This is a genomic window from Serratia sp. N21D137 (assembly GCF_047530005.1).
Classification (GTDB): domain Bacteria; phylum Pseudomonadota; class Gammaproteobacteria; order Enterobacterales; family Enterobacteriaceae; genus Chania; species Chania fonticola_B.
Genome location: NZ_JBLJAJ010000006.1, coordinates 49,424 through 65,444 on the forward strand (window position 1 = coordinate 49,424; position 16,021 = coordinate 65,444).

Below are 16,021 nucleotides of genomic sequence, written 5' to 3' on the forward strand. Positions count from 1 at the left end.
TTATTCACTCATATGTTTAAAGGAATACACATGAAAATTAATAAACTGGGCGCCATTGCACTGTCAATCCTGGCCTTGAACTCTACATCTGTATTGGCTGCGGAAGCTGGTGCGACGAAGAGCATTGTGAATGGAGGTAAAGTTTATTTTAAAGGGGAAGTAATTAACGCAGCTTGTGCTGTAGACGCGGGCTCTATCGATCAGACCGTTCAGTTAGGCCAAGTGCGTTCCGCAAAACTGGCTAAAGCAGGCGACACCAGTCCGGCGGTTGGCTTCAATATTCAGCTTAACGATTGCGATACTGCTGTTTCGACTAAAGCTTCTATTGCTTTCTCCGGTACAGCGGTTGACAGCACTAACACTACCGTACTTGCAACGCAGAGTTCAACTTCCGGTGGGGCAAAGAATATCGGTGTACAGATCCTTGATAAAACGGGTACTCCGCTGGTATTGGATGGCTCAACTTTCAGCACTGCGATGGCTCTGAATGATGGCAGTACGGCTGTTCCTTTCCAGGCTCGTTTCTACGCTACTGGTGCAGCAACGGCCGGTACTGTCAGTGCTGATGCCTCCTTTAAGGTGCAATACGAGTAATCCATTTGCCAGGCAAGGAGGCATTCAGGGCCAGGATGGCCCGTTATACACAATAAAACTGGGATGATAACGATGCAGAAAGTGAAATCGGTATTCTGCTATCTGTTTTAGGTAATTGCTTGAGCATCACCTTACCCAAGGGAGCCGCCAGTATTGGTTCTCCCTGAACTACCAATAAGAAACAGAAAATAACGACGAATAAAAAGGGAAATATGTGAGAAAAATACTGGAGATAACGCGCTGCTTATTCGTGGGATGTTTGATAATTGCCGCCACCGGCTTTTCCGTGCGTAGCGAAGCGGGTGTAGCGCTGGGGACCACCCGGGTTATCTATCCGGCAGGCCAGAAACAGGTTGCGCTGGCGGTCACCAATAATGAGCAGGACAGCACCTACCTTATTCAATCATGGGTGGAAAATGCTGAAGGTGGCAAAGACGGTCGCTTTGTCATCACCCCCCCGCTGTTTGCCATGCAGGGTAAAAAAGAGAACACCCTGCGCATTATCGATGCCACTAATAATCAGCTACCGCAGGATCGGGAAAGCCTGTTTTGGGTAAACGTTAAAGCGATCCCATCGATGGATAAATCGAAGCTGAGTGAAAACACGCTGCAATTGGCAATCATCAGCCGTATCAAGCTCTATTATCGCCCAGGGAAACTGAGCCTGCCGCCGGAGTTGGCAGCGGAAAAACTGACATTCAGCCGTAGTGGCTCAACGCTGACGCTTCACAACCCTACTCCCTATTACCTGACGGTCACGGAGCTGAAGGCTGGGAACCAGGTGCTGGAAAATGCGCTGGTACCACCGATGGGTAAAGCTTCGGTGACGCTTCCTGCCAACACTGGCGGCGAAATCACCTACCAGACGATTAATGACTATGGCGCATTGACTCCAAAAATGACGGGCGCACAGCAATAACCAACAGGGAAGATCCCAGCGGTTTGTTCCCTGGGTATAAAGAAAGAACTGACAGCCGGCCAATTTCAGACCGGAGGGACTATGTCGCAGCTAAAACATGGAACAGGCCATTTAGGCTCACGGTTCAATATGCACTTCAGCCAGTATTCGGGGCGTTTTTTTATCGCCTTATTGGCGACGATACCGACATATACAATACCAGCCGAGCTTTACTTTAATCCCCGTTTTCTGGCGGACGATCCTGCTGCTGTGGCAGATCTTTCCGGGTTTGAAAATGGTCAGGAAGTGCCGCCTGATACTTATCGAGTAGATATCTATCTTAACGACGACTTTATGACCACTCGTGATGTTGCCTTTAGTGCGGGTGAAAACGGTCTCGGTCTGGTTCCGTGCCTGACCCGCAGCCAGCTCGTTGGCATGGGCGTCAATACCTCCGTAGTCAGTGGTATGGATACGTTCGCGCCAGACGCCTGTGTCCCCTTGACCGATATGATCGAGGGGGCCACAAGCCGTTTCGACGTCGGCCAGCAACGTCTTTATCTGACCGTACCACAGGCCTTTATGGGTAACCGTGTGCGTGGTTATATTCCGCCTGAGCTCTGGGATGAAGGGATTACTGCCGGCCTGCTGAACTACAACTTTACCGGTAATAATATTGGTGATGGCAGAAATAATGCTTATCTGAACCTGCAAAGTGGATTGAACATGGGCTCCTGGCGGTTGCGCGACAATACCATTTGGAGCTACAGCAGAGGTGGTTCATCCGACAGTAAAAATCAGTGGCAACACATCAATACCTGGATAGAGCGCGGTATTACCTTACTACGCTCACGTCTGACGGTGGGTGACAGCTATACCAGCAGCGACATTCTTGGCGGCATTAACTTCCGTGGTGCGCAGTTGGTCTCCGATGACAATATGCTGCCAGAAAGCCAGAGGGGCTTTGCGCCGGTTATTCATGGTATTGCTCGTAGTACGGCACAGGTGTCGATCACGCAAAATGGTTATGAGACTTATAACATTACGGTGCCACCTGGGCCGTTCACCATCAACGATCTTTATGCGGCAGGCAACGGTGGCGATCTGCAGGTCACCATAAAAGAATCTGACGGTACCAGCCAGGTATTCAGCGTGCCTTATTCCTCTGTGCCGATGTTGCTGCGCAGTGGCCAAATCCGCTACAGCGTAGCGGCGGGTGAATATCGTAGCGGCAGCAGCCAGCAGGAGAAACCCAAATTCATCCAGAGTACGCTGATGCATGGTATGCCGGCAGGCTGGACGCTGTACGGTGGCACCTTACTGGCGGATCGCTATCGTGCGTTTAACTTTGGGTTCGGCAAGAATATCGGCGATTTCGGTGCCTTCTCGCTGGATATCACGCAGGCAAACGCCATGCTACCCGACGACAGCGAGTATCAGGGGCAGTCGCTACGTTTCCTCTACAACAAGTCGTTTAATGAGACCGGTACAAATATTCAGTTAGTGGGCTATCGGCACTCGACACGGGGTTACTACAGCTTTGCAGACACCACTTACCGGCGAATGGAGGGCTACAGTATAGATACCCAGGATGGGGTTATACAGGTGCAACCCAAATTCACTGATTACTACAATCTCGCCTGGAACAAACGCGGTACATTACAGGCCAGTTTGACCCAGCAGTTGGGGGGGGCAGCCACCTTCTATCTGAGCGGCAGTCGCCAGACCTACTGGGGGACCGGCAAGGCTGACGAACAGCTGCAAATGGGACTGAATGCCGCAGTGGACAACATCAACTGGACGCTGAGTTACAGTCTGACCAGAAGCGCCTGGCAGACAGGCCGCAACCAGATGTTGGCTTTCAACGTCAACATCCCCTTCAGCTACTGGCAGCGCTCCAACAGCCAGTCAGTATGGAACAGTGCCAGTGCAAGTTACAGCATGTCTCATGATCTGAACGGTCGGATGAACAACTTTGCCGGCCTCTACGGTACGCTGCTGGAGGATAACAACCTGGGTTACAGCGTGCAGACCGGTTACGCCAGCGGAGGCGATAGCCGTAGTAACGGTACGGGCTATGCGGCGCTGAACTACCGTGGCGGTTACGCTAACACCAATATTGGCTACAGCCGCAGCGACGGTTTTAAGCAGCTGTACTACGGCGTCAGCGGTGGTGCACTGCTTCATGACAATGGCGTCACCTTGAGCCAGCCGCTGAACGATACGGTGGTGCTGGTGAAAGCGCCTGGCGCGGGCGGCATCAAAGTTGAAAACCAGACCGGTGTTCGCACGGACTGGCGCGGTTACGCCGTACTGCCTTATGCCACCGACTATCGCGAAAACCGGATAGCGCTGAATACCAATACTCTGGCCAATAACGTCGAGCTTGATGATCCGGTGGTCAGTGTTGTACCTACCCACGGCGCGGTAGTGCGCGCTGATTTCAACGTCAGAGTCGGGATAAAAATTCTGATGACGTTGATATACAACGGCAAGCCAGTGCCATTCGGTGCCCTTGTAACATCCGAAACCAACCAGGGCGGCAATATCGTCGACGAGAACGGTCAGGTTTATATGAGCGGTATGCCGCTAGTGGGCAAGGTTCAGGCAAAGTGGGGCCATGGACAGGACAACAGTTGTGTGGCTGATTATCGCCAGCCGAAAGATAGCCTGAACAAAGTGCTGAATCAACTGACGGTGGTGTGTCGTTGATGAAACTTAACCTGTTTAGTGCGCTATTGGCTTGTTACATATGCTCGGCCGTTGCCACCGATAACTCCATTTCTCTTTACGGAAACATCCTGAATAACACCTGCGCAGTGGCAGGTGAATCGAAAGATTTTACTGTCGATCTGAGGCATAACGTCGCTAAACAATTTCACACAGTAGGCGCGACGACATCACCAGTACCATTCCGTATCGTGCTTTCCCCGTGCGGAAGCTCGGTAACGGCGGTAAAAGTCAGTTTTACCGGTACTGCGGATAATGACAACACAAGTCTGTTAAAGCTCGACAGTGGTGCGGCTGCTGCTGCGGGAATAGGCGTACAAATTCTGAATAGCCAGCAGACGATGTTGTCGCTCAATGCCACATCGTCATCAATATCATGGACGACGCTGACACCAGGACAAACCAACGTACTTAATTTTTATGCCCGTTTGATGGCTACCCGGATGCCGGTCACCGTCGGGCATGTCAATGCAACGGCAACCTTTACGCTTGAATTTCAGTGACAGGAAACTGATATGAATATGAAAAATAGGAATGTGTACCCTCTGCTATTGTCCGGGCTACTGAGCCTCGCCAGCCCATTACAGGCTGCTGACGTGACTATCACGGTTAGCGGTAAAGTGGTAGCCGGCCCTTGTACCGTTTCAACCTCCAAAGCTTCTGTTGCACTAGGTGACATATACAGTTCGGATATGATCTCCGCGGGTGCCGCATCGGAGTGGAAACCCGTTACCCTAAGCCTGACGGGTTGCCCCATCGGAACGTCACAGGTGACAGCGACATTTAGCGGGACGGCTGATGCGACCGGTTATTATAAAAATATGGGGACCGCGGGTAATATTCAGATCGAACTGCAGGACGATAAAGGAACCAAGCTGAATAATGGCATTAAAAAGGCAGTATCGGTCGTCGATGCTACCAAGTCGGCAAGTTTCCCACTCAAAGTCAGAGCACTGTCTGTAAACGGTGCGGCTACCCAGGGAACTATTCAAGCGGTAATTAGCATTACCTATACCTATGCCTGATTGATGAGTGTTTTTATGGAAAAAATCATATTAATAATATTATTGATGGGATGCTCTTTTAATAGTTTGGCAACTACGTGTATAGATTTGACTGGTCAGACTATAAGTGATAAAGACGAGAGCGTCGTGAATGTCTATGTTGATATTAGGCCGAGTATTTCTGCTGGGGAAAACATGGTAGTAAACCTTTCCAACTCTATCAGTTGTAAAGATCGCTACAAAATTAATGGTGGGAACGGGAGCCCCGTTTTTTTTTATTTTGCACGCAACTCAGGCTTCACGGGGGAACTATCTAAATATGCTGGTTATTTAGAATTCGTTAGAACTAAGTATTCATTGCCGTTAGGTACCGAAACTTTCTCATATTATTCTTCTAACTATAATTATACACCACTCTCCGCTAAGCTTATTATTACGCCTGACTCATCTGCCAGAGGAGTTGTGATACCAGCTGGGAGCAATTTTGCTGTTTTGTATGTGCATATGATGGATAGAGGCCCTGATAATAACGGCCCTGTAACACTCGAAACGTACACATGGAATCTAATAGCTAATAACAGTGTCGTCATTCCTACAGGAACCTGCGATGTTTCAGCACGTAATGTTACGGTCTCATTACCTGATTATCCTGCTAGTACTCCTGTGCCCATTTCTGTGAATTGTTTGAAAAATCAACAGTTGAGCTACTACCTTTCAGGAACGACTGAGGATGCCGGCAACACCGTTTTCCGCAATACGGCTTCAGCCTCTGCCGCACAAGGGGTTGGCATACAGATAACGGGCAACGGCAAGGTTATCCCTGCGAACAGTAATGTATCACTGGGTAACGTTGGAGAATCGTCAGTGGAGCTTGGGTTAACGGCGAGCTATGCACGTACCAGTGGGCCGTTGACCGCAGGAAACGTTCAGTAATCATTGGGGTGACGTTTGTTTACCAGTAAATGTTAGCGAATATTCAATGGCTATTTAAACCTTCTTAACCCCCTGATGCTGGCAGCTCAGCATCGGGAGGCTTGGTTTTTTGGGGCACATCACACCGGCAATTTCTACTTCGATGCTGACTGTGCCCACTCCCTATTCCGCTGTGAGGGATCACAGCGGTTCAACATGCCCCACCACCCGCGATACCATCGGGAATTGTATTCTTAATTGCCGTTCAATATGGTCCACCGCATCGTGCACCGCAGAAATCGACAAGGCTGGAAGGGCCCGACAGTGAAAATTCACAATCACGCCCTGTGGCGTTTCTCGCGCACGGATATCATGGATGTCTTGCACCAATCCGCTGTTTTGCGCCGAAACCGTCAATGCTTGTTCAATCCTTGCCAGTTCACCGTGTTCCACATCCTGGCTAGTTAGCCAATCCAGCATCTGGGGCTCCAGGTGGGTTTCAATCTCGGTATTTTCGCCCAAGGTCTGGCGTAGAGCCTCCTCCACCTCGCTGGCAATATCATGCGCCTGCTCTACGCTGGCATTGGCCGGAACCAGCAGATCCATCCCGATCGCCACACGGTCTGCCAATTGTTGTAGCGAAAGGCTCTGTACCACGGCCCCATGGTTGGCGGCCAGCATGCGAATACGGGTTGCCAGATCTTCATCACTTCTGGCTTGAGGGATGGCAATCACCCTCACTTCCGAGTTGGCGTATTGCTGCGCAAGTTTGGCGGTAATCGCCAGCTTCAATTCCTTGATCCGCTCAAGCGGTAGCGTACGGCATACCCCAACGCTCACCTCGATAAACAGCGTGGCTCCACCACTGCGCAGACGAATATTCTCCGTAGACAGCACCGCGGGGAAGTCATTAAGTATGGCAGCGATATCTTCCCGCGTGCCAGCAGGTGCAGTATCAATCAGGGAATCAAAGGAGCGTTTCCCCAGCTTCAATGCGGCAGTCAGGATAAAGCAGGCGACGATCAGTGCTGCCAGCGCATCTGCACGGGCAAAACCAAAGAGCACAAAAACCATGCCCAACAGCACCACACCAGAAGACAACATATCGGAGAAGAAATGCAAAGCATCGGCTTCCAGAGCCGCGCTGTTGGTGGCTTTGGCCACGCGGTTCAAGGCTCGGACACGGAAGAAATCAACCACAATGGACACCAGCAGTACCGCAATCACTACCGGTGCAGCTACAATCTGGTTGGCCTCACCTATCAGGCTGCTTACTGCTTCAAAGACGATCCAACCGCCTGCCGCCAACAGGAGCAGTACCTCAAACAGTGCGGCCAGATTCTCAACCTTGCCATGACCGAAGTGATGGTCATCATCAGCAGGTTTATCGCTGACGCTCACCGCCCACCAGGTGATGCTGGTGGCTATAAAATCGGTAAATGAATGAATGCCTTCGGAGATCAGGCCAATACTGCCGGTAAATATACCTGCGATAAATTTACCTAACGCCAACAATCCGCTGATAATCATCGAGTTTCTGGCGACGGCCTGTTTTTTATTTTGCATAGCACAGCTCATAGTTGAATTAAAAAAATCAGCGTTTGGTTTTTACGGAACATTGCCAGACAAAAGCGACGAGCAGCAAGCTTGCGGTCGCTGTCAGCAATAAACAGGAAAGAAAGGCAGTTTGACCGGTGGAATACAAATAAATCTCATTAATACCTACCGAGATCATAAAAATAGCGTACAGCAACCCAAGAATAAAAATTATCATCATTATCACGCGCGGTAAATACCGTCCGTTTTATTGCGGTTATTCATCCTCCCCGCAATGATTGATGAGGCTACGGGGAGGATGATGCTAGGCGGATCTTTTTCGTTCATTAGTCATCCCATTTGGTGCTCAGATAGGCTGCGATCAGCCCCAATGAGCTGATGAAAAACAAAAATCCCATAAAAAACATCATATTTCCCATAATCTTATCCTCGGTTAACTGTAATCGATAACGACCTCTGTGGTTAAAAGTAAGTGTGTAACGTAGTCTCTGGCTTCATTCACCGTCCTGGTGCCAGCGGCGGTGAAAAAGTCAGCGTTCAAAGCGTTAGCAATGGCTGACCCGCCTGTGCTGCTGGCGTGGTAGCGGTCATCGCTGAGGAGTCTGGAAGTGATTGACCCTATTGCTGTTTAAACTTCAACAGTGCATCGCATAGGGGAGTAAACCAAAGAGGGGGAGTGCAGAAAGCCTATCTCCGCGTCCAGGTTTTAGCACTATACAACGTATCTGAACAATCTCAGAAGTTACCTTGGGCTGAACCTTAATCCGATAAAGCCTGTCTTAACCTTGGGCATCTCTCGATGTCGTCAGATCAGTAACCTGTGTTTGTATAGGAGCCTCGCCAAACGAGATACTGCATATAACTACGCGGTGATTATAGGCGCGTTGGGAGCGATTGTGCTCGAAAATCGGCATCTCGTTGAGGTTATATTTAAGAAGTTATATTTAAAAGAACGATTTATCTTAATGAATGCTAATTTTGCAGTGATATAAACATTATGGCGGGGATATTCAATTGCCTTAATCAGCATTTATAAGCTGAATAAAAGCAAAAACCGACCTTTTACAGTCGGTTTTACAGTAAGGAATGCACCATTTACCGCATGGTCACGAATTCTTCCGCAGCGGTTGGGTGGATCGCCACGGTGTTGTCAAAGTCTTTCTTGGTCGCGCCCATCTTGATTGCCACGGCGAAGCCCTGCAGGATTTCATCCATGCCGAAGCCAATCCCGTGCAGACCAACAATCTTCTCTTCTTCGCCCACACACACCAGCTTCATACGGCATGGTTGGCGATGCTGAGTCACAGCGCTGTACATGGCGGTGAAGGACGATTTATAGACCTTCACTTTGTCCTCACCAAACTGCTCTTTCGCCTGCGGTTCGGTCAGGCCGATGGTGCCAATTGGCGGGTGGCTGAACACCACGGTGGCGATATTGCTGTAATCCAGGTGTTCGTCCGGCTTGTTGTTGAACAGGCGCTCAGACAGTCGACGGCCAGCGGCAACGGCAACCGGGGTCAGCTCAACCGCACCGGTGTTGTCACCTACCGCGTAGATGCCTTTCACGTTGGTGTTCTGGAATTTGTCGACCTCGATGTAACCTTTGGCATTGGTTTTCACGCCGGTGACCGCCAGGTTCAGATCGTCGGTCGCTGGTTCGCGGCCGATGGCCCAGACCAGGCTGTCCACGGTGAACTCTTTGCCGTTTTCCAACGCCAGCGTCAGGCTACCGTCGGCATTCTTGACGATGGATTTTGGAATGGATTCGGTGTGCAGGGTTGGCCCTTCGGTGTTCATCACCTCAACCAGGGTTTCTACAATCATCGGATCGAAGGTACGCAGCGGGGCGTGTTTACGCACGAACAGATGCGTTTCCGCTCCCAGCGCGTTCATCACACCGGCAATTTCTACCGCGATGTAGCCCGCACCCACTACTGCCACGCGTTTTGGCATGGCATCCAGCTCGAAGAAGCCGTCGGAGTCGATGCCGTATTCGGCACCTGGGATCGAAGGATGGCTTGGGCGGCCACCGGTCGCGATCAGAATATGGTCGGCAGTGATTTTCTCGCCGTTGACTTCTACGGTATGCGCGTCAATAAAGCGGGCAAAACCTTTGATCACGTCAACTTTGTTTTTACCCAGCACGTTGTCGTAGGAAGTATGAATACGATCGATGTAGGCGGTGCGGTTGGCGATCAGGCGTTTCCAGTCGAAGGCGTTAACGGTGGTATCGAAGCCGTAATCCGGGCCGTACTGGTGAATGGCCTCGGCGATTTGCGCCGCATGCCACATGACTTTTTTCGGGACACAACCCACGTTAACGCAGGTGCCGCCAAGCTCTTTGGCTTCAATCAGTGCGCATTTCTGGCCATACATGGCTGCCCGGTTGATCGATGCGATACCGCCGCTGCCGCCGCCAATTGCTAGATAATCGTAATGTTTCGTCATCTGGGTTTTCCATGAGTTGTGTGATTCGAGAAGGGTAAGAGTTTAACGCCTGACTGGGGGTTGTCGCAAAGATTGCGTCGATGGCTGTAATAGGCAGAGGCTTGATCCTCTGCCCGGTCGATTTTACACGATAACCAGTTCGGGTTTTGCCCGATCGAGCGCTTGGCGATCGGCACTGCTGATGCCAGTATCGGTAATGATCATGTCGATCTGGCTCATCGACAGCACCAGGTTGAAACCCCGGCGGCCGAACTTGGTAGAGTCGACCACCGCGACTACGCGCTTGGCTGCCTGAGCCATCACGCCGCTGATAGAGTAGCCTTCATTAAAGGTGGTAATGCCGTTGGTGGCGTCCAACCCGTCGGCCCCGACGAACATCACGTCACCGGCAATACCCTGTAGGGAGAGCTCCGCGATGGAACCGTGCATGGAGCGCGTCTTATGGCGCAGCGTGCCACCACACAGCACCAGCGTGATGTCTTTATTGTCGGAGAGCGCAAAGGCGGCAGGCAGGTTATTGGTGATCACCGTGATATTGCCCATCTTCACCAGCTCTTCGGCGATCAGCATGGTGGTGCTGCCGCTGTCGAGGATCACCGTATCGCCGGGGTTGACCATCGCTGCTGCCTTTAAGGCAATGCGTTTTTTCGGGTCTTTGGCCAGCTGGTAGCGTTCCTCCAGGATGACCTCACCGGTGGTTTTCGGCGCCTCGGCCTCCTGCTCCAACTGGCTGCCCGGCCTGGCGGCACCGCCGTGGAAGCGGATCAGCAGGCCTTTTTCTTCCAGCAGGCGCAGGTCAGCGCGGATGGTAACTTCAGAAATTCCGAAGGAATTCGAAAGATCGCTGACCAAGATGCTGCCGTTCTGCTGAACCAAGTCGACAATTTTGTTTCGTCTTTCAAAAGAGTTCATCATCCTGACCTATCGAAATGTTTTGCTTTTATTTTATGCGAAAGGGATATGAAAGGGGAGCATAAAGATCAAGGAGATGGGATTTGAGGCAAAATAATGGCTGCACCAGGGCAGCCATTGGCTAAATATCACTCTTCGCCGAGCTTGAGCATGATTTTTCCCTGCATCGGCATACCGGCCAGGGCCGCAACGCTGGCGGCGTATTGCTGCGGGCGATCGATGCTGGCAATCAACGGCTCCAGAGCCAAATCTGCCGATTGGAACAGCTTCATGGCCTGCTGCCACTCTTCCCCTGGCCACGGGGCCGAATAGTTCATCCAACTGCCCAGCAGCGTTAGCTCCTTGCGCAGGATCTGGCTAAAGGTGCTGTAAGACAGGTGCAGATCCTTATGGAGAGTCCCCACCAGCGCGATTTGTGCCCGCGGCCCGGCGATATCCAGCGCCAGGCCAACCGTTTGTGGCGTGCCGGCGGTTTCCAGGATCAACTGATCAAAACGCCTTTCCTGCAAGCGTTCGGCTATCTGGGCGGGACTGAGTTCTGCGCTGTTAAACGCGTTTTCTGCGCCGATCTGGCGTGCCAGCTTGAGCCGGTCGTCATTGATATCGATCGCCGTGACGCTGCGTGCGCCCATTGCTCTGGCGCACTGGATCGCCAATTGGCCAATGGTACCGGCACCAATGATGATCACCTCTTTGCCTTGGCAGCCCCCAGCCAACTGAATGGCATGCAGGCCGACGGTGATGGGCTCAATAAACGCCCCCTGCAACAAGCTGACGTTGGCAGGCAATTTCACCAGATTGGCGCGTTTGACTACGATAAACTCGGCGTTGCCGCCATGGCTGCGTGAACCGACGAACTGGTAATGCTTGCACAGCGAATAGTAATGGCGCTGGCACTCCGGGCAGTTAAAGCATGGCAACAAAGGAACGCAGGCCACGGCATCATGCTGTTGCAGATCGGTAACCCGATCGCCACAGGCCACGACCCGGCCACTGAACTCATGCCCCAGGGTAATCGGGTAGAAATGCGCTCCCTTGGCGAATATGCGGGGGATATCCGAACCGCATAGCCCGGAATAAGCCACCCGAACCAACACCTCATCGGCGGCCTCAATAGCAGGGGCGGGGCGTTCTTCAACGCGCACTTCTCCCTCCGTGTGGATCACGACTGATTGCATAACTTGAACTCCGTAGAAATAGAGAGGGGGGAGATAAGCTCCCCCGAAGGATCAGGACATAGCGTTGAGGCTTTGGGCGGCCTGTTGCTTGGCGGTGGCTTCAGCCTGGGCAAATTGACGGGCACGGCGCCAGGTGAGGAACACCCCAATGGCGTAAATGACGCCGATAACCACCAGACCCACCACGTTTTGCCAGGTGAGCAGTTGGGTCAGCAGGTAGGTGATCGGTGAGCCGCCTTGGTCCATGGAGGCCACCACTCCGCCCGCTTTCAGGGCACCGGCATTGGCCGCCAGTTGGGTATGTAGCCCGATGGTTTGGGTCGCGATCCACAGCGTGATGCTCATGATGATAAAGCCCGAGATCAGCGTGCGGAACAGGTTGCCCTGATGTACCGCGACGGCGAGGGCCACAAAGAAGCCGATGGTTGCCAGATCGCCGAACGGCAGCACCTGGTTACCTGGGACGATCACGGCGATCAGAATGGTCAGCGGGATAAAGATCAGGCTGGCGGAGACCACGGCGGTATGGCCCAGCAGCAGCGCCGGATCGAGGCCGATAAGGAACTCCTGGCCACCAAAGCGTGCTTGCAGGCGTTTACGAGCGTGCTTGGCGATCGGCGTCAGGCCATCCATGATCGGTTTGATCACCCGTGGCATCAGCAGCATCACGGCAGCGGTTTTCACCGCCAGTTGCAGAATGCCCTTCAGGTCATAACCGGCCAGCGCACCGATAATCAGCCCCATCACAAAGCCGACGGTCACCGGCTCGCCGAACGGGCCAAAGCGTTTCTGTACGTCGTCCGCGCTGAAGTGAATACGGTTCAGGCCGGGGATCTTCTCGATAATGGTGTCCACCAGTACGGCGATCGGCCCCATATAGGCGGAGGTGCCGTGCGGAATGGCAATCCCTTCCAGCCCGAAGAAGTCGCGGGTGTCTTTGGCGAACCAATCCCCCAGCTTGTAGACGAAGGCGGCATGCACCACCACGCCCAGCATACCCAGCCAGTATGAGCCGGTGGCCAGATGCACCATGGCACCGGTAAAGGTCATATGCCAGATGTTCCAGATATCCACGTTAACCACGCGGGTCATACGCATCAGCAGCATCACGATGTTGACCGCAATCGCAACCGGGATGGCGATCAGGGCAATCTGTGAGGCCCAGGTCATTGGTGATGAGCCTGGCCAGCCGATATCCACCACGTGCAGGTTGATCTGGAACTGTTCGGCCATCGATTTTGCTGCGGGGCCGATCGAGTCCAGCATCAGGCCGATAACCAGCCCGATACCGACAAAGCCAATGCCGATATGAATGCCGGATTTAAATGAATCCCCTAACTTCATCCCTAAAATCAGCGAGAAGATGATGATCACGATGGGCAGCATCACCGTAGGGCCGAGATCGAGGATGTAACGCATGATGTCGGTAAACATGGGCTACTCCGTCAGAATGGTCAGTATTTTTTGTTTCAGCGCATCGATGCCGACGCCGGAAATAAACGGCATGCCGTGGACCAACGGTATATCGCCAAACTGCCGGTCGACACGGGCGGTGGTGCAGATCAAATCGGCATCGTCCATATAGGTTTCAATCTCGGTCACGCGGCACTGCACCAAATCCAACTCGATGTTGTGCTCCGCGCACAGCTCTTTGATCTCTTCTGCGGCCATGGTCGAGGTGGCAACGGCACCGCCGCAGGCAACGATAATTTTACGTTTCACAGTGTGGCTCCTTCATATTCTGTTTTTTGTTGTGGTCGGGAGGGCGGAGTGAAAACCCGCTGGGCAAAAATTTCGCCCAATTGGTCCTCGGGGGCGGTCAGTAGCGCAGTGATAAACTCGGGGTGCTGCAACTGGCCAAACAGCGTGCGCAGTAAAACCAACTGCGCAGCCGGGTCGGTGACGATCAGCGCGATAATCAGCGCAACGTCGATCGTGCCGTCATCATCCGCCTGAGCGAAGGGAACGGCATGGTCAGGGCGGATCAGATAAATAGCCGGAGCACGTGCATGCTCCGCTTCACAGTGGGGGATGGCGACCGCGTGCTGCTCAAGGGCTATGCCGGTGGGATAAGCGCTCTCACGCACCAGCAACGCCTGCGGGTAGCTGTTGTGAACGACCCCGGCGTTGAGCATGGTGACGCCAATGTGCTCCAGCGCCTGCTGCGCGTCGGCAAAGCTGATGCCAGTGCGAACGAACAGTTGGCTGTTATGCATGGACCATCTCCTCGGCGTTTTTGGCTTGCTCTGCTGAGGCACAGCCGAAGCGGTAAGCGCGCAGCACATCCTGAATCTTGTCGATCATCAGTGCGTGGGGTTGCTTCGCCAGTTTGCGCTCCATCACGCGCTGATATTGCAGCGGGAAGTATTGGCTAAGCAGGCCCGTGGGGATCTCTTGCTGGTCGAGGTTATTGAGCAGCGTCGTCATACTTTGGGCAATACGCGGATGAGGCCAGTAGTAGCGGATACGATCCGACAGGCTGAAATGCAGGTCGATCAGCGAGCGGCTGAACGTCGGGTGATAATACTTTTTCCAGTAATCCGGTTCGTCGAGCATTACGGCGTCAATCACCGCCAGGATCTGGCTGCGTTTTTCCGGGGCAATCAGGGCCTGTTCGATATTGGCCAAGGCAAACACCGCTTCGCGTAGGGCAAACGTCAGGGCCGGGCCAACCTTGAGAATGGCGAAGTGATCGCGCACCAGTTGCTGATAGGCTTCACGCGTTTGATAATCGGTAGAGTGCGCCTCATAAACCAACGGCGTGGTGGTAATAAATTGGGAGAGCTCACGGGCAAGCTGTGGTTGGTAGGCGATCACTTGTGAGTGGTCGAACTCCACCCCTGGCTGCACTACCACGGCGATGATCCTCGGGATCGCCGCTGCCAACCCAGCCTTGCGGAACGCCTGATAGTGAGTTTCCAGCGTGGCGGCGGCATCCGTCGCGTGAGTGATATGTACGCTGCCAATGGCGGAAGACTCTCCCCCTGGAACCGGCACCTCGGTCCCAATCACATAGGTTAGCTGCTGTTTTTGCTCTGGGGTAGCGACCCGTTCGGCGACCTGGCACAAACGGGCGGCGCGTTCTGCCACCACATTGGGATCTAACGGGATCGGATCGTCGGCGCAGGACATGGATGCATCCAGATGGATCTTGCTGAATCCGGCGGTAACGTAGTCGGCGATCAGCACTTCCGCTTTCGCCATTGCGCTGGCGGCGGGTTCATTTTGCCAACAGTTCGGGCCTAGATGGTCGCCCCCTAACAGCAGCCGGGAGAGCGGAAAGCCGACGGTTGCCGCAATATCGCAGACAAACTGCCGGAAATCCGCCGGTTTCATGCCGGTGTAACCGCCAAACTGATTAACCTGGTTGGATGTGGCCTCGATCAGCACCTGGCGATCGCTGTGCAGATCCAGGCGTAATGCGGCCTCAATGACTAATGGGTGTGCCGAACAGACAGAGCAGATCCCGATCGGCTCCCCTGCTTTATGTCGTGCGATGATATTTTTCATTCTACCCTCCGTTTTCTTACGAATATAATCGTAATGTTTCGAAAGGTTAGCAATGCACTTTTCTATTATTCGTGATCAAGATCGAAAACTTTGCCGCTATTTTTCCGTGTTAGTGCTTTCAGTGTGAGGAGGTAAGTTAACGAGCAGGGTAAGTTTAGTTATTTAAAATCAGTTAATTATAGAGGATTGATAAAGAGAGGCGTCGGCATACGCAATAAAGTGAAAGCCGTTATTGTGACGAGAGGATGCCCTCACTCCAACCCTCTCCCATAGGGAGA

The 16,021-nt window shown here is 52.8% G+C and carries 14 protein-coding genes, 1 pseudogene and 1 riboswitch; of the genes and pseudogenes, 6 read left to right on the plus strand and 9 right to left on the minus strand.

The annotated features are described in order from the left end of the window. Positions 1 to 30 precede the first annotated feature (30 nt). From fimA to ACMV5H_RS06945, 6 genes and pseudogenes are all read left to right on the plus strand, one after another. Entirely contained in the window at positions 31 to 594 is a 564-nt protein-coding gene (gene fimA, locus ACMV5H_RS06920) for a type 1 fimbrial major subunit FimA (protein WP_094982423.1), read from the plus strand. Positions 595 to 808: 214 nt separating this feature from the next. Further along, complete coding sequence (locus tag ACMV5H_RS06925) at positions 809 to 1,513, plus strand: fimbria/pilus periplasmic chaperone (RefSeq protein WP_071784889.1); 705 nt, start codon at positions 809 to 811, stop codon at positions 1,511 to 1,513. An 81-nt stretch (positions 1,514 to 1,594) separates the two neighbouring features. After that, positions 1,595 to 4,204, plus strand: coding sequence for a fimbrial biogenesis usher protein (locus tag ACMV5H_RS06930; RefSeq protein WP_414821630.1), 2,610 nt, complete (start codon positions 1,595 to 1,597; stop codon positions 4,202 to 4,204). Next, positions 4,204 to 4,725 carry a fimbrial protein gene (locus ACMV5H_RS06935; protein ID WP_021807393.1) on the plus strand — a complete coding sequence of 174 codons (522 nt, stop codon included), beginning with the start codon at positions 4,204 to 4,206 and terminating at the stop codon, positions 4,723 to 4,725. Before ACMV5H_RS06930 ends, ACMV5H_RS06935 begins: the two co-directional genes overlap by 1 nt. 18 nt (positions 4,726 to 4,743) lie before the next feature. After that, complete coding sequence (locus ACMV5H_RS06940; protein WP_037376519.1) at positions 4,744 to 5,247, plus strand: fimbrial protein; 504 nt, start codon at positions 4,744 to 4,746, stop codon at positions 5,245 to 5,247. A gap of 15 nt (positions 5,248 to 5,262) precedes the next feature. Continuing rightward, positions 5,263 to 6,188 (plus strand): annotated as a pseudogene (locus ACMV5H_RS06945) (fimbrial protein). Between the two features lie 151 nt (positions 6,189 to 6,339). Here the strand turns inward: ACMV5H_RS06945 and ACMV5H_RS06950 are convergent. The 9 genes from ACMV5H_RS06950 to gatZ form a co-directional block, all read right to left on the minus strand. Beyond that, the gene (locus ACMV5H_RS06950; RefSeq protein WP_115159368.1) at positions 6,340 to 7,704 is read right to left on the minus strand and encodes a cation-efflux pump; all 1,365 of its coding nucleotides are present in this window, start codon (positions 7,702 to 7,704) and stop codon (positions 6,340 to 6,342) included. A 317-nt stretch (positions 7,705 to 8,021) separates the two neighbouring features. Next, a complete protein-coding gene (gene mgtS, locus ACMV5H_RS06955) occupies positions 8,022 to 8,114 on the minus strand; it encodes a protein MgtS (RefSeq protein ID WP_137751220.1) in 93 nt (30 codons plus the stop codon). A 265-nt stretch (positions 8,115 to 8,379) separates the two neighbouring features. Next, a riboswitch (M-box (ykoK) riboswitch) is annotated at positions 8,380 to 8,551 on the minus strand. 239 nt (positions 8,552 to 8,790) lie between these two features. Beyond that, positions 8,791 to 10,143, minus strand: coding sequence for a glutathione-disulfide reductase (gene gorA / locus ACMV5H_RS06960; protein ID WP_166733629.1), 1,353 nt, complete (start codon positions 10,141 to 10,143; stop codon positions 8,791 to 8,793). A gap of 123 nt (positions 10,144 to 10,266) precedes the next feature. Continuing rightward, positions 10,267 to 11,055 carry a DeoR/GlpR family DNA-binding transcription regulator gene (locus tag ACMV5H_RS06965; RefSeq protein WP_059199417.1) on the minus strand — a complete coding sequence of 263 codons (789 nt, stop codon included), beginning with the start codon at positions 11,053 to 11,055 and terminating at the stop codon, positions 10,267 to 10,269. Between the two features lie 128 nt (positions 11,056 to 11,183). Then, positions 11,184 to 12,233, minus strand: a complete 1,050-nt coding sequence (gene gatD / locus ACMV5H_RS06970) for a galactitol-1-phosphate 5-dehydrogenase (RefSeq protein WP_059199418.1) — start codon at positions 12,231 to 12,233, stop codon at positions 11,184 to 11,186. 51 nt (positions 12,234 to 12,284) lie between these two features. Further along, positions 12,285 to 13,667 (minus strand): galactitol-specific PTS transporter subunit IIC, encoded by a 1,383-nt coding sequence (locus ACMV5H_RS06975; protein WP_414821631.1) that lies wholly within the window; start codon positions 13,665 to 13,667, stop codon positions 12,285 to 12,287. Positions 13,668 to 13,670: 3 nt separating this feature from the next. Beyond that, on the minus strand, positions 13,671 to 13,955 hold the full coding sequence (gene gatB / locus ACMV5H_RS06980) for a PTS galactitol transporter subunit IIB (protein WP_021181786.1): 285 nt from the start codon (positions 13,953 to 13,955) through the stop codon (positions 13,671 to 13,673). Further along, on the minus strand, positions 13,952 to 14,449 hold the full coding sequence (gene gatA / locus ACMV5H_RS06985; protein WP_021807402.1) for a PTS galactitol transporter subunit IIA: 498 nt from the start codon (positions 14,447 to 14,449) through the stop codon (positions 13,952 to 13,954). The genes gatB and gatA overlap by 4 nt, the downstream gene beginning before the upstream one ends. Further along, entirely contained in the window at positions 14,442 to 15,743 is a 1,302-nt protein-coding gene (gene gatZ / locus ACMV5H_RS06990; protein WP_414821632.1) for a tagatose-bisphosphate aldolase subunit GatZ, read from the minus strand. The genes gatA and gatZ overlap by 8 nt, the downstream gene beginning before the upstream one ends. Positions 15,744 to 16,021 lie beyond the last annotated feature (278 nt).

Excerpts from the sequence above, each read along its gene's own strand:
- fimA (WP_094982423.1), top strand. The coding sequence starts at position 31 with ATGAAAATTAATAAACTGGGCGCCATTGCACTGTCAATCCTGGCCTTG.
- ACMV5H_RS06930 (WP_414821630.1), top strand. The coding sequence starts at position 1,595 with ATGTCGCAGCTAAAACATGGAACAGGCCATTTAGGCTCACGGTTCAAT.
- ACMV5H_RS06935 (WP_021807393.1), top strand. The coding sequence starts at position 4,204 with ATGAAACTTAACCTGTTTAGTGCGCTATTGGCTTGTTACATATGCTCG.
- ACMV5H_RS06940 (WP_037376519.1), top strand. The coding sequence starts at position 4,744 with ATGAAAAATAGGAATGTGTACCCTCTGCTATTGTCCGGGCTACTGAGC.
- ACMV5H_RS06950 (WP_115159368.1), bottom strand. The coding sequence starts at position 7,704 with ATGCAAAATAAAAAACAGGCCGTCGCCAGAAACTCGATGATTATCAGC.
- mgtS (WP_137751220.1), bottom strand. The coding sequence starts at position 8,114 with ATGGGAAATATGATGTTTTTTATGGGATTTTTGTTTTTCATCAGCTCA.
- gorA (WP_166733629.1), bottom strand. The coding sequence starts at position 10,143 with ATGACGAAACATTACGATTATCTAGCAATTGGCGGCGGCAGCGGCGGT.
- ACMV5H_RS06965 (WP_059199417.1), bottom strand. The coding sequence starts at position 11,055 with ATGAACTCTTTTGAAAGACGAAACAAAATTGTCGACTTGGTTCAGCAG.
- gatD (WP_059199418.1), bottom strand. The coding sequence starts at position 12,233 with ATGCAATCAGTCGTGATCCACACGGAGGGAGAAGTGCGCGTTGAAGAA.
- ACMV5H_RS06975 (WP_414821631.1), bottom strand. The coding sequence starts at position 13,667 with ATGTTTACCGACATCATGCGTTACATCCTCGATCTCGGCCCTACGGTG.
- gatA (WP_021807402.1), bottom strand. The coding sequence starts at position 14,449 with ATGCATAACAGCCAACTGTTCGTTCGCACTGGCATCAGCTTTGCCGAC.
- gatZ (WP_414821632.1), bottom strand. The coding sequence starts at position 15,743 with ATGAAAAATATCATCGCACGACATAAAGCAGGGGAGCCGATCGGGATC.